At 41.1% G+C, this 21669-nt stretch carries 17 protein-coding genes and 1 other RNA gene; 4 read left to right on the top strand and 14 right to left on the bottom strand.

Annotated features, from left to right (window positions below):
- Window positions 1-317 precede the first annotated feature (317 nt).
- Genes DWW43_RS05130 through DWW43_RS05120 form a run of 3 tightly spaced genes read right to left on the bottom strand, consistent with a single transcriptional unit; the run spans window position 318 to window position 3545 of the window.
- The gene (locus DWW43_RS05130) at window positions 318-1475 is read right to left on the bottom strand and encodes an ABC transporter permease (protein ID WP_119962920.1); all 1158 of its coding nucleotides are present in this window, start codon (window positions 1473-1475) and stop codon (window positions 318-320) included.
- Window positions 1462-2595, bottom strand: coding sequence for an ABC transporter permease (locus DWW43_RS05125; RefSeq protein ID WP_119962919.1), 1134 nt, complete (start codon window positions 2593-2595; stop codon window positions 1462-1464). Before DWW43_RS05125 ends, DWW43_RS05130 begins: the two co-directional genes overlap by 14 nt.
- A gap of 11 nt (window positions 2596-2606) precedes the next feature.
- Window positions 2607-3545, bottom strand: coding sequence for an ABC transporter ATP-binding protein (locus DWW43_RS05120; RefSeq protein WP_243104400.1), 939 nt, complete (start codon window positions 3543-3545; stop codon window positions 2607-2609).
- Window positions 3546-3849: 304 nt separating this feature from the next.
- On the opposite strand from DWW43_RS05120, the gene DWW43_RS05115 reads away from it, so the two are divergent.
- Together DWW43_RS05115 and DWW43_RS05110 are read left to right on the top strand one after the other, a co-directional pair.
- Window positions 3850-4947 (top strand): histidine kinase, encoded by a 1098-nt coding sequence (locus tag DWW43_RS05115; RefSeq protein WP_119962917.1) that lies wholly within the window; start codon window positions 3850-3852, stop codon window positions 4945-4947.
- Window positions 4944-5567 (top strand): response regulator transcription factor, encoded by a 624-nt coding sequence (locus tag DWW43_RS05110; protein WP_119962916.1) that lies wholly within the window; start codon window positions 4944-4946, stop codon window positions 5565-5567. Before DWW43_RS05115 ends, DWW43_RS05110 begins: the two co-directional genes overlap by 4 nt.
- Window positions 5568-5614: 47 nt before the next feature.
- Here DWW43_RS05110 and DWW43_RS05105 read toward each other — a convergent pair whose 3' ends face one another.
- Complete coding sequence (locus tag DWW43_RS05105; protein WP_133302399.1) at window positions 5615-8341, bottom strand: YfhO family protein; 2727 nt, start codon at window positions 8339-8341, stop codon at window positions 5615-5617.
- A gap of 28 nt (window positions 8342-8369) precedes the next feature.
- The gene (locus tag DWW43_RS05100) at window positions 8370-9653 is read right to left on the bottom strand and encodes a cell wall hydrolase (protein ID WP_049941088.1); all 1284 of its coding nucleotides are present in this window, start codon (window positions 9651-9653) and stop codon (window positions 8370-8372) included.
- A gap of 427 nt (window positions 9654-10080) precedes the next feature.
- On the opposite strand from DWW43_RS05100, the gene DWW43_RS05095 reads away from it, so the two are divergent.
- Window positions 10081-10800 (top strand): pseudouridine synthase, encoded by a 720-nt coding sequence (locus DWW43_RS05095; RefSeq protein WP_119962914.1) that lies wholly within the window; start codon window positions 10081-10083, stop codon window positions 10798-10800.
- Between the two features lie 420 nt (window positions 10801-11220).
- On the opposite strand, the gene DWW43_RS05085 is transcribed toward DWW43_RS05095, so the two are convergent.
- On the bottom strand, window positions 11221-11934 hold the full coding sequence (locus tag DWW43_RS05085; protein ID WP_008401254.1) for a hypothetical protein: 714 nt from the start codon (window positions 11932-11934) through the stop codon (window positions 11221-11223).
- 185 nt (window positions 11935-12119) lie between these two features.
- Here DWW43_RS05085 and rnpB point away from each other — a divergent pair.
- Window positions 12120-12470, top strand: an RNA gene (rnpB, locus tag DWW43_RS05080) — RNase P RNA component class A.
- A gap of 324 nt (window positions 12471-12794) precedes the next feature.
- Here rnpB and DWW43_RS05075 read toward each other — a convergent pair.
- From DWW43_RS05075 to DWW43_RS05040, 8 genes are all read right to left on the bottom strand, one after another.
- Window positions 12795-13796: a nucleoside kinase gene (locus tag DWW43_RS05075; protein ID WP_243104399.1), complete on the bottom strand. Its 1002-nt coding sequence runs from the start codon at window positions 13794-13796 to the stop codon at window positions 12795-12797.
- Window positions 13797-13863: 67 nt separating this feature from the next.
- Window positions 13864-14688 carry a class I SAM-dependent methyltransferase gene (locus DWW43_RS05070; protein WP_119962912.1) on the bottom strand — a complete coding sequence of 275 codons (825 nt, stop codon included), beginning with the start codon at window positions 14686-14688 and terminating at the stop codon, window positions 13864-13866.
- Window positions 14689-14706: 18 nt separating this feature from the next.
- Entirely contained in the window at window positions 14707-15840 is a 1134-nt protein-coding gene (rpoD, locus tag DWW43_RS05065; RefSeq protein WP_008401251.1) for an RNA polymerase sigma factor RpoD, read from the bottom strand.
- A 40-nt stretch (window positions 15841-15880) separates the two neighbouring features.
- A complete protein-coding gene (gene dnaG, locus DWW43_RS05060; RefSeq protein ID WP_119962911.1) occupies window positions 15881-17650 on the bottom strand; it encodes a DNA primase in 1770 nt (589 codons plus the stop codon).
- 158 nt (window positions 17651-17808) lie between these two features.
- The gene (locus tag DWW43_RS05055) at window positions 17809-18816 is read right to left on the bottom strand and encodes a deoxyguanosinetriphosphate triphosphohydrolase (protein ID WP_119962910.1); all 1008 of its coding nucleotides are present in this window, start codon (window positions 18814-18816) and stop codon (window positions 17809-17811) included.
- A 122-nt stretch (window positions 18817-18938) separates the two neighbouring features.
- Window positions 18939-19691, bottom strand: a complete 753-nt coding sequence (locus DWW43_RS05050; protein WP_008401248.1) for a YesL family protein — start codon at window positions 19689-19691, stop codon at window positions 18939-18941.
- Window positions 19692-19823: 132 nt separating this feature from the next.
- Complete coding sequence (locus DWW43_RS05045) at window positions 19824-20693, bottom strand: carbohydrate ABC transporter permease (RefSeq protein WP_117808768.1); 870 nt, start codon at window positions 20691-20693, stop codon at window positions 19824-19826.
- On the bottom strand, window positions 20694-21638 hold the full coding sequence (locus tag DWW43_RS05040; RefSeq protein WP_119962909.1) for a sugar ABC transporter permease: 945 nt from the start codon (window positions 21636-21638) through the stop codon (window positions 20694-20696).
- Window positions 21639-21669 lie beyond the last annotated feature (31 nt).

The following is a 21669-nucleotide window of genomic DNA, read 5'->3' as shown; positions in this document are numbered from 1 at the left end:
CTCCTCGCCCATGGCGACTCGCTAAGAACCGGCGTTAAAAAAGGCTTGCTTCATAATAGTAATGCTATTTCCCATTTTGTTTCATATATCGATTTCCAGATATGTTTCCTTCATAACAGGAATGTAGCTTCCAGATGATGAAAGTTTTATGTAAAAGGGAAGTGGACATTATTATTATGAAGCAAGCCTTTTCGAATGTCGGTACTTAGTGAACCACGGAGTGGTGAACTTTAGTACCGCTACATGAGAAACAGAGCGAAAGCGTCTTGCGGAATAATAGATAATGTCCACTTCCCTTTTTATAAAACTTTCATCATCTAACTACTCACCAGGCGTTGGTTTCTGGCACGGTCGATCACGATTGCGATCGTGATGATGGCGGCTGCAAAGAGCACCTCGATCCCCATATATACGAATGCTTCCGATGGTATCTTTGCCTCATAGTCCAGAAGATCAACGACTTTGACGTACCAGTAAGCCGGAAGGAAATGAGCCAGCTTGATGACTCCTGCTCCAAGGAATTCCATCGGAACAAAGATGCCGGACAGGAATGCCATACCAAGGGACACTATATTGCCGATCATACTGAAACCTTCCTCGTTTCGGACAATCTTACTTGCAAGAAATGCAAGTGCCATGGCTACAAACATGTAGCAGACCATATTTAGCAGATTTCCAAGTCCTGCCGCCGTAAACATTTCTTTTCTGAATACAAAGCACCCTCCAACCGCAAATATTGCGCATCCAAGAAATCCTGTTACGATCGTTCCGAGAAGGATCTCTTTTGTCATATTTGAATATTTATATGCCGAGTTTGCGATCCGTTCTCTTAATTCTTTTTTGTCATACACGATCAATACCGGGCTTACACCTTCAATCATCATGACCACAAGTATCCATCCCAGATAACTGAAAAATGTATATCTCGTACTATGTTTTCCGCCATGGCCTTCCGTTGTCATTGTTACGTTTGTCCTGGTCTGAAACAGTTCATTTACCTGAGCTGCTGCCTCCGCCCGGTCATATCCGGCTGCAAAATATGCATTCAGATAAGAGATATATTTATTTACATCTGCTTCAAACAGTTCCACCTTGCTCCGGTTCGGAATTGCAACGATCTCGATATAATCGGACAGATCTTCCTTATCCAGATGATCCGCATAACCTTTTTTAATGCGGACGATACAGTCTGTATCCCGGTTAAACAGACTGTCCTGCATCGCTTCCGTCGTATCTGTTTTTAATTCAGCATTTTTATGTGCATGATCCAGATACGAAAACAGTTCTTCACTTTCTGCCGTCTGGTCATAATCAAACCAGGCGAATTTACACTTCATGCTTTTATATTCATCTTCTGTTTTGCCGGAATTCGGCAATATAAATCCAAATATAATGCCTGCAAAGATCCCAATATACATCAGCATTGAGCCTTTTTTCTTATTTAAGATTTTAAAATAGGATTTAAACACTTGCATATTTATTCCTCCTTAAGACCAGAATACTCGCTCCAAGCAGGCAGACAGCCATACTGGTTAAGATCAGGATATTTCTGAAATAACGGTCGTAATTATCGTATACATTGAGTGCATAAAGGCAGTCCGTTACCAGCACTGCCGGATTAACCCGGTTCAATATCGGAAGTTTATCTTCAATACTGTTTTTAATTCCCGGCACCATCAGATCCGCCATAAAAGAGAAGATCAGGCTGGCCGCTACCGCAATTCCAATCTTTCCTCCATATGAGCATTTTGACCAGGTACCAAGCAGCATTCCTCCGGCAATACCGATATTACATGCAATAAAGAGTACCAGTAAAATAGCCGGATACTTTGTTCCAAACTGTACACCGAACAGCCGCATATAGATTACAGTGATAACCTCGGCTGCAAACTGAACCAGCAGTAATGCCAGATACTCCGCCAGAACAGTCACAAGTTTAGGATTCGGTGACAGACAACGACGCATTCCAAGTGCGCTTTCATTTGCCTGCAGCTTATGCATTCTTGTGATTCCGGCAAAGGAAGAAAACAGGCAACTCATAGCAAGCACTGCATAGAAATAATTATAATACTCATTCTGACATCCGTCCGTTGTGGAAATCTCTTCATAATATACCGCATCGCTCTGCACTGCCTTCTGAATGATCTCCGATGCAGCCTCCGGATCCTTCTGCATCAGATTCAGATACATCTGTTCCATCTGCTTATACTGATTCAGGATTGATTCCAGTATCGACTCCTTGATGTCACTCTGCCTCACTGTCAGGCTCGCATCCGATGTATAGATCACACCGGTCACTTCTTCATCATTTAACTTTTGAAGTGCTTCTTTCTCGTTGAGCACCTCCATGTCGATCCGTTTATTCTCGCCGTCCATAGAAAGCGTAGACAGCACCATCATAAGCGCTGTATCGTTCTTACCATCCCTCACAACTGCGACCGGGATATCTTTAAACATCTCATCCTTTTCCATGATATTTCCGAATGCCATGTACATGAATGTGAATAATGCGATCGGAAACAGTATCGTCCAGAACAGTGTATCTTTTCCTTTTATCAGCATTTTACCTGCATATTTAAAATTATGCCAAAACATATCCACCCCTCCTAATCCCGAAGTGTCTTCCCGGTAATCTCAAGGAACACATCGTTCAGACTTGGAAGCTCGGTATATACTTTTCCTAATAATACCGCATGCTCCTTCATATATTCCATAACCCGGATCAGATTGTGATCTCCACCGGAGTAGGTCAGCTTCAACATTCCATCCTGATATGAACTGTCATACACATGTGGAAGCTGTCTCAGCTCCAGCAGTTGTTCATCTGTCAGTGCCGGAGCTTCTATGAAGATACTCTCTGTCTTCTTTATCATTTTTTTCAGCTCTTCCTTCGTGCCAAGAGCGACCTTCCGACCTTTATCCATGATCAATATACGGCTACAGATCTGTTCTACCTCTTCCATGTAATGAGAAGTGTAAATGATCGTTGCGCCCTTCTTATTCAGCTCGACAATTCCCTCTAAGATCTTGTTCCTGCTCTGTGGGTCTACCGCTACCGTCGGTTCATCAAAAAAGATCAGCTTCGGTTTGTGTGCGATTCCACACGCAATATTTAATCGTCTGAGAAGTCCTCCTGACAGTTTTTTCGGCAGGAACTTCTTGTAATCCTGAAGCTCGACAAATGCGATTGCATCCTCTACATACTGTTTTCTTGTCTCTTTATCCCTGATATACAACCCACAGAAATAATCGATATTCTCATATACCGTCATTTCATCAAATACAGCCACATTCTGCATTACAACACCGATCTCCCGTTTCAGATCGTAGCTCGTCGATGTCATCTTCTTACCAAATACGCGGACATCGCCCTGATCGTATGTAAGCAGTGACAAGATACAGTTGATCGTCGTCGTCTTGCCCGATCCATTCGGTCCAAGCAGACCGAAGATCTCGCCCTCTCTCACCTCCAGATCAAAATGTGATAATGCTACAAAATCTTTATATCGTTTCACCAGATCTTTTACTTCAATCGCATATTCCATAACTGTCTCCTCATTCATTTTCTATTCGGATGCTATTGTTTCTTCCGGCATCGCGTCTGAAACTCATCGCACATGTTCCATGTTATGCTGTCATTCTACCATATACCAAAATTTTTGTTCAGTGCCAATCATCACATCTGTAATATGACATTTGTCACATTCTTTTAAAATCCGGAGTTTTTCAACCGTAGTCAATTGACGCTGTATTTCTCAACAGGTATACTAATACCGTCACTTATAAATCCAAGCCGGTTCACGCAATTACCTGACACCCGCGTGACCTGTCTACATACAAGGAGAAGTTATGAAGCAAATCCTGACTCGACTGCTTATATTTGCAATATGCTGTATTATGTGTATTCACACTTTTTCTATATGCACGCGTAGCGTAATATATATTCTGCTTGCGATCATACTTGCTTTTGGCACAATGCTGATTGCTGACAGGCTCCCACCCACAGCTCCGGTACTGATCCACGTAGGCATATTTATTCTGTGCTGTCTGTGCCTTAAGTTTGTTGTATTTCTTCCGCTTTTCTGCTTCTATCTGAGCAGACGACCGGTTTGTTTTACTGCACCCATCGGAGTTCTTTCCATCATTCTGGCATCTGCAAAACTTCCGATGGATACTTTACTTCTGATAGGTGTCCTCTGTCTGTGCAGCATATTATACGGATATCTGACTACAGCGCTTACCACCCTTCATCAACAGATGAAGCACCTTACAGATACATCGGAGACAAACGAACTTCTGGCAAAGGAACGAATCCGTATGATCCGGAAGGAACAGGATAACAGGATCTATACTGCAACCCTGAAAGAGAGAAATCGTATCGCCAGAGAGATCCATGATAATGTCGGTCACATGCTTACCAGATCCATTCTTCAGGTTGGTGCGATCCAGACGATCAACAAAGAACCGATCCTTACAAATCCGCTTTCCTATCTCCGCGCTACGCTGGATACCGCCATGAACAGTATACGATCAAGTGTCCACGACCCTCACGATGAATCCATTGATACGAAAGCTGCCATTCAGGATATGTTGAATGATATAACAGGCTTTCATACTTCATTTGAATATGATATGGGCAACATTGTTCCGAAGGATATCAAATACTGTCTTATCAGCATTGCCAAAGAAGCGATCACCAATGCCGTAAAGCACAGCAACGGCGATCAACTCTCGATTCTGATCCGGGAACATCCGGGCTTCTATCAGTTGACGATCCGTGACAACGGAACAGGCATTCACCTTACAACCTCCCCCGGCATCGGACTTACCAACATCCAAGAACGAGTCCAATCCTTATCCGGTACTTTACAGATATCAACCGAATCCGGATTCCGCCTGTTTGTCAGTATTCCAAAATATACACAAAAAGGAGATAGAACTGCATGAATATTATAATTGTTGATGATGATGCATTTGTCAGTGCATCTTTAAAGATCATATTAGAATCCTGCTCAGACATTACCGTACTTGCAACCGGAGCAAATGGCCACGATGCCATCTTCCTGTACGATACATACAGCCCCGATGTTCTGTTAATGGATATCCGTATGGAAGGCATGGATGGTCTGACCGCAGCGAAAGAAATCATCACCGGACACCCTGACGCAAAGATTCTGTTACTTACTACCTTTGCCGACGATGACTATATCATCAAAGCCATCCGGACCGGCGCAAAGGGATACATCTTAAAACAGGATTTTGAGACAGTTGCATCTGCGATCACTGCCGTACACAACGGTCAAACTGTCTTCGGGAATGAGATCATGAACAAGATCCCTACCCTGTTACAGACTGATGATCGTTTTGATTACCTGTCCTACAATCTTACGGAAAAGGAATTTGAACTGATCCGACTGGTTGCAGATGGTCTGAACAACAAAGAAATTGCGGAGCAGCTCTTTCTCTCGGAAGGAACCGTCCGCAATTATCTCAGTAATATCCTTATGAAGCTTGACCTGCGCGATCGCACTCAAGTTGCCTGTTTTTATTATAAGAATTTATTATGATCTGTTTTTCAATATCTGCATTCTTATAAGCTGATAATTTGTGTCCGTTATTTATTGGACGATTTTTTTCTGCTGATCATCACATATCCTGCCAATATTAATATTCCTATCACAGACAGGCATATGCCCGCCATCAGATATGGTGTATTGTAGGTCAGTGTAATCACATGTTCCCCTGCTTCTACAGGAACACCCATCAGGCCGGTTCCGATCTTTACAGGAGCTACTTTTTTGCCATTAACAACTGCCGAAAATCCCTTATTGTACGGAACCGCCAGATATAAAATACCGGATTCTTCTGTCGTTATGTGACCATTTAAAGTATTATCGGTCCATCCGTCAAATGTCATTTGATGTGACTCTGTATATTCTTCAAATGCTTTCACTACATTCTGATCTAAGGAATACAGCGCAAATGCTTTCGTTCCCTCCTGATCTTTAACTGCCGTTGTATAAAGACGAATTCTTATCGCATACATTCGAATCTGTACAGCATCCCCTTCTTTTACCTGACCTACATGATAAAAATCCGCTGAATCCGTGTAATTCGTAGACACTGTTACTTCATCATTCACCTTTACTTCGATACACTGAGGCTTCGTGTCCGCACATTCCAGATACAGATCTTCGTCTTTTTCCGCAGTAAGATTCACCGTGATTGCTGAAAAAACATCATTGGTACTGATATAGGAATACTCACCGTTCTTCTGTCCGGTAATATCCATACCGGCACTTGTTACTGCATCCTCCGGTATATCAATTCTTGTAAAGGCATTCTGCGTGATCTTATGTCCGGTCACAAGCTTTACCAGTTCATTCTGATTCTCTGCCATGCTGCCTTTCTCGAATACATCCGATGTATCTTCCGTTTTCGCTGTTCCGCTCCAGTCAAGAACATCTTTACTCATCAAAAATCCCATGCCTGCCAGATTATCCGCTTCGTAGAAATCAATCTTCTCATTTTTCCGGTCGATCAGACGATACCCACCTGCAACCCCTGTTTCATCAGTCACAACATACCGTACATTAAAGAACTGGCGACTGATCGGAGTTACCCCTCTATAGGTATATTCAATATTCTGATATCTTGATATTCCAAGGCTGGTAAACACATCTACTATACTGCCATTTGCCACAGATGAATACCAGTTTACGTCTGAATACGGCATATAGTTCTGTGACACCAATGCAGTCTTTCTCTCCCCTTCTGCAAGCTGCAACTGCTCATAATCCGTTAACCAGTCCGAAGCAGATATCTCGCTCTGAAGCCGCTCATCATTATACTTCTGCGGCATCTGAATCCATGCATTTGCAAAGATCTCTATACACAATAATACTATCATCCACACATAGCAGGTCGTATAACGAATACTCTTTCTGACATACAAGATCAATAAGATCAGATATGATATACCAAAGAGCAATACAGCCGCATAGGAATAGGAATTCGCATCTTCCTTATTTAAGAACAGCTCCAAAAGGAATATAGTAATACCGATACCTGACATACTGATTATCTGCCATACCTTTACCTGCTGTAATCTGAGCATTCCGATATAACCTGCCATCAAAATGAAAAAGACAAGGATAAATGCAAAACGATTTCCGAGTCCATGCGTAATCGTAAAGCCATGCAGGACATAATTTAATCCGACCATGTTCAATCCAATAGTCAGGAATAAAATAACGGCCGTATATCGAAGCTTAAAACTACATTTGATTCCCGCTCCGAATAAGAAAAGCAGGAAGAACATAATCACCAGAATACCGCAATAATTATTGTGACTGAACAAATATCCCGTCGATATCTGTCGCAATGGATAAAATGAATTAACAAACATTCCTAGATTACTGATTCTATACCATGGAAGACTATAGTCCCCGTTTCCACAGGATGACAGATTCATAATGGCATAAAGAGACGGAAGAACAACCATTCCCGCAATCGATACCGCCATAACCGACCATCCGAAGAAACGACATACACCGGACCATAAATTCTTAGCATTCTTCCAATCCTGCATAAAAAAATAGCAGACTATAAACAGGCAAATATAAAATGCAAAATAATAATTAAACAAAAATGCACAGGCTAATAACAACGTATAACGGAGCTGCCATTTGCCTTCCGCCAGATGCTCAACTGCAATCGCAATAAACGGAAGCAGAATCAGTCCGTCCAGCCAGAGCACATTATGATTATATACCACCACATAACTGTTTAACGCATACAGGAGTCCGAACATCATGGAAATTACAGTTATATATTTCTCTGACAATCCCTTTTCCGCAAATCTGCGAATCTTTGAATGCCTGAAAAAGAACAGTCCTGCCGGAGCCAGGCATGATGCTTTGAGTACGATCATCAATGTCATAGATAATTCAACACGATCCGGACCAAGTACTATGGCTATAATATTAAACGGGCTCATGCAGTAATAGAACATGTTCAGAACAATATCGATTCCAAGCCCCCGTTCCCATATAAATGAACCTTTATCCCCTGAATGCAGCCATTCAAGGAAAATTTTCAGTATACCGGGATATTGATCACATGCATCCTGATACAGAAAGCTTCTGCTGCCAAACGGATATACATGTTCTACAGCCATATTTATCATGTAAAATCCAATACATATCAGAAACAACAAAAGATACATCCCGCAACTGCGTATGTATCTTCTGTTAAATCTGTCATTGTTTATCGTTATCGTTGAAGTAACCGGATCTGTATCGAGTTCCCGCTCCCCATGAATATTTTCATTTATCTTCATAAGCTTAAATCCATCTTTCAAAAACACTTTAGTAGAAACAATGATTTCCAATAATCTGATAATCAGATAAAGAATCTGTATCAATATAATTCTTATTTAAGAAGCTCATAAAACTTCCAATGTTGTTGTTACCGGCCAAGGCATCATTTGCTGCCTGCTGTGCTGTTGATAACGGACCATCCTGCAAGTATCCCTGCATTACGCTTCCCGTTGCACAAGGGAACTGATTCGGTGCATAAATAACTGATGAAATAGAACTTCCCCATTTACCACTTCTTACACGGTTCAAAACGACATTTGCTACTGCCAACTGTCCTTCATAGGATTCATATCCTGCTTCCATGCTGACCAAACATGCCAACAGATAAGCATCATCATACTGGGATGCATCAATCTTAGAACTATCATCCGACTTCTCCTCTGTTGTTGCTTCTGTTGTAGACACTTCTGTATCCGCTTCTGTTGCTCCCTCAGTTGTCGGAGTCTCAGTTGTTGCCGTCTCGGTTGTTTCTTCATCTGCCGTCATTATATCTGCACTGTCATCAGTTGATACCACTTCATATGCTTTCTGCTGTTCAGCTTCTACCATAGCTGTGTAGTCATCAATCGACATTGCATACTCATAAGTTTCTTCTACTGTGATATAATCCGCAGCTATATAACCATCTGTTCCGTCATTCATTGTAACTTCTACCCAATCCTTATCCTGTGTCTTAACAGAAAGAACGGTATCCTTCGCTACAAGCCCAAGGATATCTGACTGTGTAGACTTATCTGCACGTACACGAACCGTATCATCTGTTACTGTTCCAAGGACTTTCTTGTAATCTTCTGCATATGTCTCAGCATCCTTGCCGGTCAGAATATAATCACTGTTTACATACCCGATTACATCTCCCGATGAAATCTTTGTCCATTCACCGGATGTCTCTAATACATCACCTACATTACCGTCAAACAGCTTACCTACGATGTTGGAATCTGTCGTAGCTTCTTCTCTGATATTTAATGTATCATTGATCTTTGCGATAAACTTACCATCAAATTCGGATTTCTCCTCTGCTTTTGCCACTACAGTCTTCTTCTGAGCAGCCTTCTTTGTCGTGCTGGTCTGAAGTGCAGCCACATCAACAGTGGCAGCCTCCTCAGTAGTTGTCCCAACAGATGCAGTCTGAGCAGTCTGGCTGTTCAGATATGCCGGGCTGTGATCCAACGCCTCTCCATACTTTACAACAAGTCCAATTCCCGCTGCTGTAACAATCGTAGCTGCTGCCACAAGCAGATTACGTTTTATGTATCTATAACTAAACAAACCTCTTCCCACATGGGAAAAACGATTATTTCTTCTAATTCTCATCTTTTCGTACCTATTTATTAAAATTCATGACAAAATGTTACATTTCTGTTAAAAATAATACTCTAATTCAAAGTTTCTGTCAATACGCATATGTCTTCCAACCAAAGTTTTTATGGTAAAATGTATTAATTTTCCGTAAATAAACGCTGGATTTTTTTGTTTATTTTATATAATCTGCTGTAATTTTATTTTACAATCTAACATTTAACATTTCCGTCACAAATGCAGGTTTATTATAACATTTTCATACAATACCACCTGTTTTCTGAAATTAACTGAATTTATTCTCCAACATCAAAAAAATCCATGCTATAATAATGAAAAATCTCTTGGATACAAGTGTTTTTTCGAATAACTAAAACACCAAAGGCAGGTATATACTATGCGAATCGATAAATTTCTGGCAAATCAGGACATTGGCTCCCGCTCCCAGGTAAAACAATATATAAAAAAAGGAATGATCTCGGTAAATGGAATCGTCTGCAAATCTCCCGAACAGAAGATTGATGAAAATGCAGATCAGATTTCTTATAACGGAAAGGTGATTGGATACCAAAAGCACCATTATTATATGCTGAATAAGCCCTCGGGCTGTGTCAGCGCAACAAATGATAATCTACATATAACAGTTCTGGATCTGTTAAAAGCTTCCGTCCCTGTAAAGAATCTTTTTCCTGTCGGTCGTCTGGATATCGACACAGAAGGCCTGCTGCTTATCACCGATGACGGAGAACTATCCCACAATCTCCTGTCGCCGTCCAAACATGTAGCAAAAACATATTTTGCTCGCATCGATGGTCTGGCAACAGAAGAACACACAAAAGCATTTAAAGAAGGGTTGGACATTGGCGATGACAAGCCAACCAAACCGGGTACTTTAGTCATAAAAAACACCGACCTAAACACCCAGACTTCGGAGATTCTCCTGACGATCACTGAAGGACGCTACCACCAGGTCAAACGCTCCTTCGAAGCCCTCGGCATGAAGGTCACCTACTTGAAACGCCTGTCCATGGGAAGTCTGACGTTGGACAAAGCCCTCGCTCCCGGCGAATTCCGCGAACTGACAGAAACCGAGTTACAGGCATTAACCCGAAAATAACTATGTAGCAATACATGATTATAATGTAATATGCATTAACCAACAGATGAATAACTATCCAGTCTGACATTGATCTCCAAAGAGAATGATCTAATACGGAAAATCTTTTTTATTTAGTTTTGCGCAGATATTGTTATTCCGTATAAACATACAGAAGGAATTCTGCCCCGGATACAACCAACCACTATAATATGACATAAGCGAGGATTTCGAAATGAGATGCACATTGCCAGTAAATGCGGGCGCTTGTTCGAGCCAAAGGCGAGTTAGCGCAGGAGCATTTACGAATCGGGCATGTGCAGCGAATCGAAACCGCAGCGAGTCATTTATAGTGGTTGTTTGTATCCGGGGCAGAACCCCTTCTATATGTTTTGTAATAAATAACAATATCCGCATAAATTACAAATAAGATTTTCAGTATTAGATCATTCCCTTGATGTACAGAATGCTACTTGTAATTCTTCCACCGGAATGTTTTACATAGTCACGGTATTCTTCGTAGCTGATGTAGTATTTTTTGCCCCAGGATGAAACGATCAGATACTCATGACCTGATATTTCTTCTACCCCTGTCACAACTACATAATGACTGTGAACATTCTTTTTCATGGAAGCAAGCATACGTCCATCCTTTTCCACATACATATGGATTCCTTTATCGCCAAATACATTCGGGATATTCGGTCCGATTGATAATACAACCGGTTTATTCTTACGGATCAAATGCCGAATCTGCTTCATCATTTCCTCATCTGACAAAAACAATCTCCATCTTGCACGAAGTCCGATGTCATTCAGCATAAAATATCGGTTCAATGTATTCATTAACGTCACACCTGTCATTCCTTTATACCACAGGAAAAAAACATAATGCTTATAGAACCATTTTACATATGCAAGATAGTCATTTTTATTATATAAGCCCTTCGGCTTGTTGATTTTGCGAATTGCATCTGTCATAAGCCCCGGGTTCTGTTCTGCAAGATAGATTGATATATCTGCCAAAGCAATTACACCACATCCTACCTTCTGCATCTTCTTACTCCTGCACCATGACTGATTTCCGCCATAGCTGATTGTATTCATATTTTTTATTCTAATATATTCTTTATTTAACAGATAATTATTCTCCATATATTTCACCCTCTTATATTAAATCTTGGACAATATATATTATCAGGCTTCTATAGAGAGATTATAACACCCATCTGCCATCACTTCAACAATTTTTTATACCATGAGAAGTAGTTTTTAAAACCATGTTTTCTGTTTCTTTATTTTCCCCTTTACTTTTTGTGTTCATTCTGCTATAAAAGTAATGAGCTGGACAAGTGATCGCGGCTGTCATATGACAGGTGAGGAAAGTCCGGGCTTCGCAGGGCAGGGTGCCGGATAACGTCCGGTGGAGGAAACTCCCAGGCTAGTGCAACAGAAATAAACCGCCATGTACATGGTAAGGGTGGAAAGGCGAGGTAAGAGCTCACCGCTGCTTCTGGTAACAGAACAGGCTCTGTAAACCCCACTCGAAGCAAGACCAAAAAAGCAGCTTCGGCTGTGAGACGAATGGCTGCCCGTCAAGTCTCAGGTAGGTCGCTTGAGCTTTATGGTAACATAAAGCCTAGATAGATGATCACTCTCGACATAACCCGGCTTATCGTCCAGCTTTTATATGATGACGATAAATGGGCTGGCTATATATGTATTTCACAGAACACTCGCGTTCTATTTTCTACATAGCGGTTCTAAGCTCTCCGCTTTTCAAGCGGCTCGTCAAGTACCGACGTAGAAAAAGGTCTGTTTCATACATATATAGCCAGCCCATTTATCTGTTCATTGACTTATACAAAGTGAGAGATAACATACATATCCCAATAGTAATGTTATCTCCCATTTTGTATACAACTGATTATATGCTATTTATATAAAGAAATACGATAACTTTTTCTCTGTCTTTGATTATAAATATTTGTTTCTTAAAAGCTCTTTCTTCATCCTCAGACTTTAAAACAGCCTCCACCGATAAACTCACGTAAAATCGAGTTCAACGGAACAATGGTATCTTCCAGAGTTACAAAACGATCAGTCAATTCTTTCAGGCGTAATGCATCTGAATAAAACGGTGACTTCTCCGATACCTCCATCAGTAATGGATTTATATATTTTTTTAATACAGAATATTCATACAACAACCCGGAATTGAACATAACATCAGCATTACTCTCATATGGAAATATATACCGTTCTTCACCCTGTCTGACAGATTTCCACATTGAAAGTGTTCGTTCTATATCGTGCCCACGAGTTCGGTTATCTCGAACGATCCTGCGGATCAAACGACTGTCTATGGTAGATATCTTATCATCTGTATCGATCGTCAACTGGTTTAACGGACTGATATATATACGATATTTATCCTCATCGGGCAATGCATATAACATCTTCGGATTCAATGAATGGATTCCCTCAAGCACAAGCACATCCTGATCTCCGATCCGCAAATTATCTCCCTTATACAATCTTCTTCCATTTAAGAAATCAAATTCGGGAAGTTTGACCGTTTCCCCCTGAAGAAGCATCTGCATATCATGGTTCAACAGTTCCACATCCACCGCTTCCAGACATTCAAAATTGTAGTTTCCATTTTCATCCCTTGGATTATCTTTCCGATTGACAAAATAATTATCTACTGCAATCGGATGCGGATGCAATCCAAGTGCCCGAAGTTGTATACTAAGGCGATGCGAAAATGTCGTCTTACCGGCAGAACTTGGTCCTGCGATCAATATGATCTTTTTCTTTTCTTTGCGTATGTTTCTCGCAATATCATAAATCGTATTCTGCTGCATGGCTTCACACACAAGGATCAACTCCATACCTTTACCCGCTTCTACGATCTCATTGAGCTTCTCTACCGAATCAGCGCCTACACGAATCGCCCATTTCTTTGCAAGCTCCTTTAAAGTCAGCACGCTGTTATGTATCGCTTTTTCGCTCATATCCTTAATAAACCTCCAAAACATTCTGTTAACAGAGTATGCCGACATTTAAATGTCCGGCTCTCTGTTATCCATCTATGCTGTACACCTGTTTCAAAACTGCACAGATGGTCTTTTGTTCTGCTTTTATTGTTTTCAGACGTTTTGCGGCATTCTCCGTATTCTTACCACTCAGGCTGTCAATCAACCCTGCTGTTGTATCTCGCTGTTTTACCAGCCACGACCGCAAAACCGGATCTTTCTTTCGCAACAGGCTTCCACCATACATATAGCACCAGTCCTCTGCAAAATCTAAATTATCTGCCTTATCTGTCCACGCCACATCTGCAGGTTGTTCATCGTGTTGTGGTAAATCTCCATTCCACACATCAGGCTGTGGCAAATCGATCATACATTCATCCGCCTGTAGCATCCTCTGAATCCGTACATCCAAAAGATTATAATATTTTCCGGCATCGATCAACATTTGTTCATCTGCAAGATGGTACCCCTTTCCTGCCAGATATCGTCTGACCTTTTCAATATCCGACTGTGGTTGAAGCACAAGCTGATCACAACGTGTGACCACCTCTTCGCCGCGTTCCAGAATGTCGATCATCAACATACCGCCCATTCCAGCCAGAACAACAGCATTTACCTCGCCCGGTACGATTGTATCAAGCCCGTCGCCCATACGTATCTCTATCTGATCCGCCAGGTTCATTGCCTCTATATTCCGTTTTGCGATCGTGATCGGTCCTCGTCTGACATCGGATGCGATCACCCGTTTTGTTCTGTGCTGTTCTATCAGATATATCGATACAAATGCATGATCGCAGCCGATATCTCCGACTGCATCACATGGCTGTATCATATCCGCAACCGACTGCATCCGTTTCGACAGTTCTATCATATGCTCTCCATCCCTATTTTAGTATATATAATCTCTCAGTTTTCTGCTTCTGCTTGGATGTCTTAGCTTCCGAAGAGCCTTTGCCTCGATCTGACGGATACGCTCTCTGGTTACGTTGAATTCTTTACCAACCTCTTCCAGCGTTCTTGCCCTGCCGTCTTCAAGACCAAAACGAAGCGTAAGCACCTTCTTTTCACGTTCGGTCAATGTATCAAGTACCTCTACCAGCTGTTCCTTCAATAAGGTAAATGCAGCAGCATCTGCCGGAACAGGCATATTATCATCCGGAATAAAATCACCCAGATGGCTGTCTTCCTCCTCACCGATAGGTGTCTCTAAGGATACAGGCTCCTGTGAAATCTTCAGGATCTCACGTACACGCTCAACAGGAATATCCATAACATCTGCAATCTCCTCCGGCTGTGGTTCTCTTCCAAGCTCCTGTAATAACTGTCTGGATACACGGATAAGCTTATTGATCGTCTCTACCATATGAACCGGAATACGGATTGTTCTCGCCTGATCCGCAATTGCTCTTGTGATCGCCTGACGGATCCACCATGTTGCATATGTGGAGAACTTATATCCCTTTCTATAATCAAACTTCTCTACTGCCTTGATCAGGCCAAGATTTCCTTCCTGAATCAGATCGAGGAAAAGCATACCACGTCCAACATAACGCTTTGCAATGCTGACAACCAGACGAAGATTTGCTTCTGCAAGCTTCTGCTTTGCCTGCTCATCTCCTTCTTCCATACGTTTTGCCAGTTCGATTTCTTCCTCAGCACTCAGAAGCGGTACTTTACCGATCTCTTTCAGATACATTCTGACAGGATCTTCAATACTGACCCCATCCGGTACAGAGATATCGATTTTATCTACATCTACATCCTCTTCCAGATCATCCAGCAGAAGTTCCTCATCGTCATCCTCTTCTGTGATTGTCAAAATATCTACATTATGGCTCTCTAAAAATGAAAAGATCTGTTCCATACGTTCCAGATTCAGCTCAATTTCTTTTGCATCATTAAAGTAACGGATAATCTCTGTATCTTCAATTACCATCTTTTTCTTTTTTGCCATCTCCAGTAAGCCCTGAAGCTTCGCCTGAAATTTCTCTTCAATCTGCTCTTTATTCTCTTTTGATTCCATAAACCATGATCCTCCATAAATATATAATAGTTTATCCACTTTATAATGAAATATGCAGCTTCGTAAGATCCGCCTTGGCACGTATGAGATTCTGCATCTCTTTTATATCATTTGTCTTTGCCAGTTTATCTTCTATACTGCTTAATCTTATCTTTTTCACAACATCTGTCACCGCATTGTTGATTTCTTCCTGCGTCATGTCAATTCCGATATTCGTCTGAAGCATCTCTGCCACCAGACGTTGTTCCTCTATCGACTCAAATGTTGTTACGATACTTGCCGGTTCCACCTTCCCGTTTTCCCGATATTGTGAAAACAGCTTGTCTGCCACCACACGGTAAACGCCATCTTCAAAACTGGTTTCATCAATGATACCGTCCAGCTTCTGAAATAATCCCGGTTCATTGACCATCCATGTCAAAAGCAGCTTCATCGGCTTATTCTTTGCCGGATCGACAGCTCTGCTTTCATGCTCCGCCCGTCGTTCTTCCCGTTCTACGATCTCCGAACGCGGAACACCTGCAATTCCATATTTGTGTACCAGATCTGTAAGACCTGTCTTATCAATATGATATAGATTCGATACTGCTTCGATATAATTATTACGTTCCAGCACTTCTTCTATCTGTGCCAGTCGTTTTGCTGTCTCATTGTGGAAGGAGGTTCGCTCCTCCGGATCATTCAGATTATACTGTTCAGACAACATCCGCACCTCAAACATGATCGCACTCTCTGCCTTCTGTATCCGTTCCTCAAACGCTTCACTTCCAAGTGTCTGAATAAATTCATCCGGATCTTTATGCGGTCGCATATTGATGACTCTCGCAGATATTCCTACCTCTCGCATAATCGAAATAACCTTTAGCGTGGCTGCAACACCCGCACCATCACTGTCATATGCCAGATATACTTCATTCGTATATCGTTTCAATATATTCGCATGTCCAAAGGTAAATGCTGTTCCCAGCGACGCTACCGCATTATCAAATCCTGCCTGATGCATGGATATGACATCCATGTAGCCCTCGCAGCAGATAAACCCTTTTCGTCTGCTTCTCCTGGCAATATTCATTGCAAACAGATTCCGACTCTTATCAAATACAACTGTATCACTGGTGTTGATATACTTTGGCTTTCCATCACCCATAACTCGTCCGCCAAAGCCGATCACCTTGCCATTAATATCCAGAATCGGTATCATCGCACGATTCCAGAATTTATCCAATCCGCCATTTTTCTCATCGATCACTACCAGACCGGAATCCTTTAACTCAGAATCGGAATACCCTTTACCTTTCAGATATCGATACAAGTCATCCCGGTAAACATCGGCATACCCAAGTCCAAATCGATCGATCGTTTCATCCGAAAGTCCTCTGCCTTTAAAATATTCATAGGCTTTCTTTCCATGTTCAGTATGCCTCATAATATAGTGAAAATACGCTGCCGCTGTCTTATTCATATCGCGTAGCAGTATTTTATATTTTTCTCTTGATGCATCCTGTCCTGACTGACTGCTTTCAGGCAGTGTCATTCCTGCCTTATCAGCCAGATACTGTACTGCTTCCGGGAACGACATATTCTCATATTCCATGATAAATGTAAATACATTTCCCCCGGCACCACATCCAAAACAGTGATACAGCTGCTTGTCCCGATCCACCTTAAAAGATGGTGTCTTTTCATGATGAAATGGGCAACAGGCTTCAAATGTCCTTCCTTTTTTTCTGAGGCTGACATATCCCGATATCACATTCACGATATCATTTCTGGATATCACCTCATCTATGACCTCATCTGAATAGTACAACGACTACCCTTCCTTTCCAATTAAATAATTTTCCATCTATCTGTTCGTTATCCTAATATAAAACGTAATCATATACAGATTACAGGGATTAATTCTGTCACCACACCATTCGCTCTCGTTGTAAACATATATATTGCAAACTTGACAATGATGTTATCTCAAATACCCTTCCACGCACCCGGAACATAGATCTTCTTAAATGTTTCGATCGCATAATTATCCGTCATACCTGCTATATAATCACAGATTACGGTCGTAAGATCCTCCCCCATATAGAGCATTTCTATGCTTTCATTATTCAGCCTCGATTGATCTTCTCTGTAATAATCAAATAATATCTCTAGTAACTTTTCTGCTTTTACTTCTTCTCTTTTTGCCACAGGATTCGTATACAGATATTCAAACATATATCTGCGAAGCGCTGATAACGCCTCACCGATCTCTTCTGACATCCGAACTGTATCCGTTTCATAACTGGTATCAATCACATCATGGATCAGACAGTCCAATCGATCTCTGGTATTGTTGCCAAGTACCTTAACGATACTAACCGGGAGATCGGATTCTTTCATAATTCCACCTCGAATTGCATCATCCATATCATGATTTACATATGCAATCTTATCTGCCAACCGGACGATTTTTCCTTCCAATGTTGCCGGCGTACAGGATGTCTTATGATTCAACATTCCATCTCTGACTTCCCATGTCAGATTCAACCCTGCTCCCCTTTTCTCCAGTTTTTCCACCACACGCACACTCTGTTCATTATGCTGAAACGACCTGCCGGAACATCTGGACAATGCCCGTTCTCCTGCATGTCCAAATGGTGTATGCCCCAGATCATGACCAAGTGCGATTGCTTCTGTCAGATCCTCATTCAGACGAAGCGATCTTGCGATCGTTCTTGCAATCTGCGCCACCTCAAGGGTATGTGTAAGTCTCGTTCTGTAATGATCATCTCCCGGTGACAGGAATACCTGTGTCTTATGCTTCAGGCGACGGAACGCCTTACAGTGAATGATCCTATCTCTGTCCCTCTGATAGACCGTCCGAAGATCACACTGTTCTTCCTCCTTGTCCCTGCCTCTGCTCTGATCACTGAATGATGCATATGGGCTCAGGATCTCATGTTCTTGTCGCTCCTGTTTTTCACGAATTAGCATATTTTACCATCCTCCATGGTCAATATAACGAATATAGCAAAAAAGTCCGTACAATTTTATTATTCTACAGACTTTTTCATTTTCCTTTATTTTATTATTAAAGAAACTATTTTGTTTTTCTTTTATTTTCCCTCTTCATCCACTGATTCTGATTCATCCGGTTCAGCTTCCTTCGCTGCTTCTTCCGCAGCTTTTCTCTCCTTCTCTGCAGTATCAATGATTCTTTGTTCATTCAACCGGAATATCTTTCGTATCGTATGCGTTGTTCCCCACGCAATTGCCCCAAACAAAAGCAACAGCCACATATACCAGATACTCACAAACACAACCGGATATTTCACACAGATAAATATCGGAACAAACCATGCGATAACGACCTTTACCCATGACCACAGGTAAGTTATTGAAAGTACCATTGCATTTCTTACCGTGATACTCAACGCATTATTATACCTTGCAATTAACGGAAATAAAAACGGTACAACAAGTGCAACTAATACTGCCTCAATTATAAGCACAAATGTATAAAATGTTGAAATAAACCCTGTCACCCGCTTGATCATAATATATTCAGCCAACATTACAGCAACTGCAACGAGCAACAGTAAAAACGCAATCGTAGATTGTTTGAAACTACGCTTAAACTCATGAATGAAACCAGAAACAACAGTTTCCTCTTCATCTTCCTGAAGTCGGATGCACATTGCATACAATGCAGTAAATGATGCACCAATCGTAAAAATTGGAATACATCCTATTACAAAACAGATATTCAGTGCAAACATTGTTCCAAATGCATCCATTGCGCGTCTCAAAAACGGTTCTTTATCCCTTCCGCTATTCTTGTTGTCTTGATTGTTTGTCATTTCATTCATCAAATTTTCCTCATAAACAAAAATATAGAGAACCTGCTACAGCAGCTTCTCCTCACTTATTCAGTATATATAATGTGGGTATCGATCGCCCATGGCTTCCGATACCTACATTATATTTTATAAAAGACCTCTTTACTCCTTTACACCACCAAGTGCCACACCTGCGATAATGTACTTAGAAAGGAAGAAGTACATAACCAGAATTGGAAGTACTGTAGTGAAAAGTCCACAGTAAATCTGACCCCAGTCTCTTGACTTATCATTTGCCTTTAACGCTGAAACGTACATAGGCATTGTCTGCTTCTGTCTCTCTGTTGCAAGAATAATTGAAGGTGTATACAGGTTATTCCATGATGCAACGAATCCGAAGATCGCCTGTGTTGCCATAGCCGGTTTCAACAGCGGAAGTACAATCGTATTGAATGTATGAATTTCTCCCGATCCATCGATTCTGGCTGCTTCAACGATCTCAACTGAAAGACCTGTTTCCATGTACTGCTTCATGAAATAAACAGTAGTAGGAGCAGCGATTGCCGGAATAATCAGCGCTAAGAATGATCCGTATAAGTGTGTTAAGTTACAAATCTTAATGAAACCAACGATTGATACCTGCTGAGGAATCATCATGATCGCATAAATAAAGCCCCATGCAAACTTCTTTAACTTGAAGTTATATACTGTAACTGCATAAGCTGTTAATGATCCGAAATAGATCTGCAATGCTGTAGCCGGAACAGTAACCAATAAAGAGTTTAACATAGCCTGAAGTACGTTAACACCACTTGTTTTTTCACTACCTGCTAACAAACCTTTGAAGTTTGTAATAAATTCTCCACCCGGTATCAATTTAATACCTGTAACAATTTCTGTTGACTTTAAAGTAGAGTTAATGATCAAAATATAAAATGGCAATATTGACAGGAAACAAAGCAAGATACAAACGACGTATCTGACAATCTTGCCTCCTGATACTTTTGATTCTGTCTGATCCACTTTGTTCACCTACTTTCCATCCTTTGATGATTTTTCTGCTGTTAATTTGTAGAACAGTAAGCTGATAATCAGTGTGAATGCAAAAAGCATAACTGAATATGCAGCGGCTTTACCATAATCCTGTGTACCTCCGGCACTTACATACTTCTTAATCAGCATTACGACTGTTGTTGTTGAATTAACGGATGATCCACTGCCTGTTACAACTACAGGACCGCCCTCATTGAACAACTGAGGTATATCGTACATCTGTAAACCACCGATAGCTGATGTTACAAGTGTATACTGTAAGATCGGCTTTAACAATGGAAGTGTAATCTTGAAGAACTGCTGTTTAGATGAAGCACCATCTACGCTTGCAGCCTCATACAGGGATGGGTTAATACCTAAGATACCTGCACAAAGAACGATCATTGTATTACCATACCACATCCAGAACTGAATGAAAGCAATGATGATCAATGATGCCCAGCCATGATTTAAGATACCACCCTTATCACACCAGCCAAGGTCTTTGAAAATAGTCGTGATAGGACCATTAACCTCGAACAGACCGTAGAATAATACGGCGATTGTAGCTGCTGTAATAATGTTAGGCATATACATGATAACCTTGTAAATACCACTTCCCTTTAACTTGATCTTGATGTCTGTAAACCATGCAGCAAGAAGTAAAGCCAATAAAATCTGTGGAATGAAGTTTAAGATCCACAGAACAACTGTTACCATTAATGACTGCCAGAACTCGCTACCAGTCTTTGCAAATACATAGTTTGTAAAGTTTCCAAGACCAACTGTCTCGGTTACATATCTACCATTTTTAGCGGAATAGATTAATGAATTATAAAAAGTATAAAGAAGAGGATACAGCTGAAAAACTAAGAATACAAGAAAGAATGGAATGAGAAACAGTAATCCATATTTTCCATATTCAACTGTCTTATTCTTTTTCATTGTGTAAGAGCACCCCCTAAAAATTAATTGT

Source organism: Clostridium sp. AF15-41, assembly GCF_003604095.1.
Taxonomy (GTDB): Bacteria; Bacillota; Clostridia; order Lachnospirales; family Lachnospiraceae; genus Coprococcus.
Note: the sequence above shows the minus strand (reverse complement) of the source record. Positions and strands in the feature narration are given on the sequence as shown.

Bases quoted from the DNA above. Each gene is read 5' to 3' on its own strand.
- DWW43_RS05070 (WP_119962912.1), bottom strand. From the start codon at position 14,688: ATGATAGAACTGTCGAAACGGATGCAGTCGGTTGCGGATATGATACAG.
- DWW43_RS05095 (WP_119962914.1), top strand. From the start codon at position 10,081: ATGCGAATCGATAAATTTCTGGCAAATCAGGACATTGGCTCCCGCTCC.
- DWW43_RS05130 (WP_119962920.1), bottom strand. From the start codon at position 1,475: ATGCAAGTGTTTAAATCCTATTTTAAAATCTTAAATAAGAAAAAAGGC.
- DWW43_RS05120 (WP_243104400.1), bottom strand. From the start codon at position 3,545: ATGGAATATGCGATTGAAGTAAAAGATCTGGTGAAACGATATAAAGAT.
- DWW43_RS05055 (WP_119962910.1), bottom strand. From the start codon at position 18,816: ATGCTAATTCGTGAAAAACAGGAGCGACAAGAACATGAGATCCTGAGC.
- DWW43_RS05105 (WP_133302399.1), bottom strand. From the start codon at position 8,341: ATGAAGATAAATGAAAATATTCATGGGGAGCGGGAACTCGATACAGAT.
- DWW43_RS05125 (WP_119962919.1), bottom strand. From the start codon at position 2,595: ATGTTTTGGCATAATTTTAAATATGCAGGTAAAATGCTGATAAAAGGA.
- rpoD (WP_008401251.1), bottom strand. From the start codon at position 15,840: ATGGAATCAAAAGAGAATAAAGAGCAGATTGAAGAGAAATTTCAGGCG.
- DWW43_RS05110 (WP_119962916.1), top strand. From the start codon at position 4,944: ATGAATATTATAATTGTTGATGATGATGCATTTGTCAGTGCATCTTTA.
- DWW43_RS05075 (WP_243104399.1), bottom strand. From the start codon at position 13,796: ATGAGCGAAAAAGCGATACATAACAGCGTGCTGACTTTAAAGGAGCTT.
- DWW43_RS05050 (WP_008401248.1), bottom strand. From the start codon at position 19,691: ATGAATGAAATGACAAACAATCAAGACAACAAGAATAGCGGAAGGGAT.
- DWW43_RS05085 (WP_008401254.1), bottom strand. From the start codon at position 11,934: ATGGAGAATAATTATCTGTTAAATAAAGAATATATTAGAATAAAAAAT.
- DWW43_RS05040 (WP_119962909.1), bottom strand. From the start codon at position 21,638: ATGAAAAAGAATAAGACAGTTGAATATGGAAAATATGGATTACTGTTT.
- DWW43_RS05115 (WP_119962917.1), top strand. From the start codon at position 3,850: ATGAAGCAAATCCTGACTCGACTGCTTATATTTGCAATATGCTGTATT.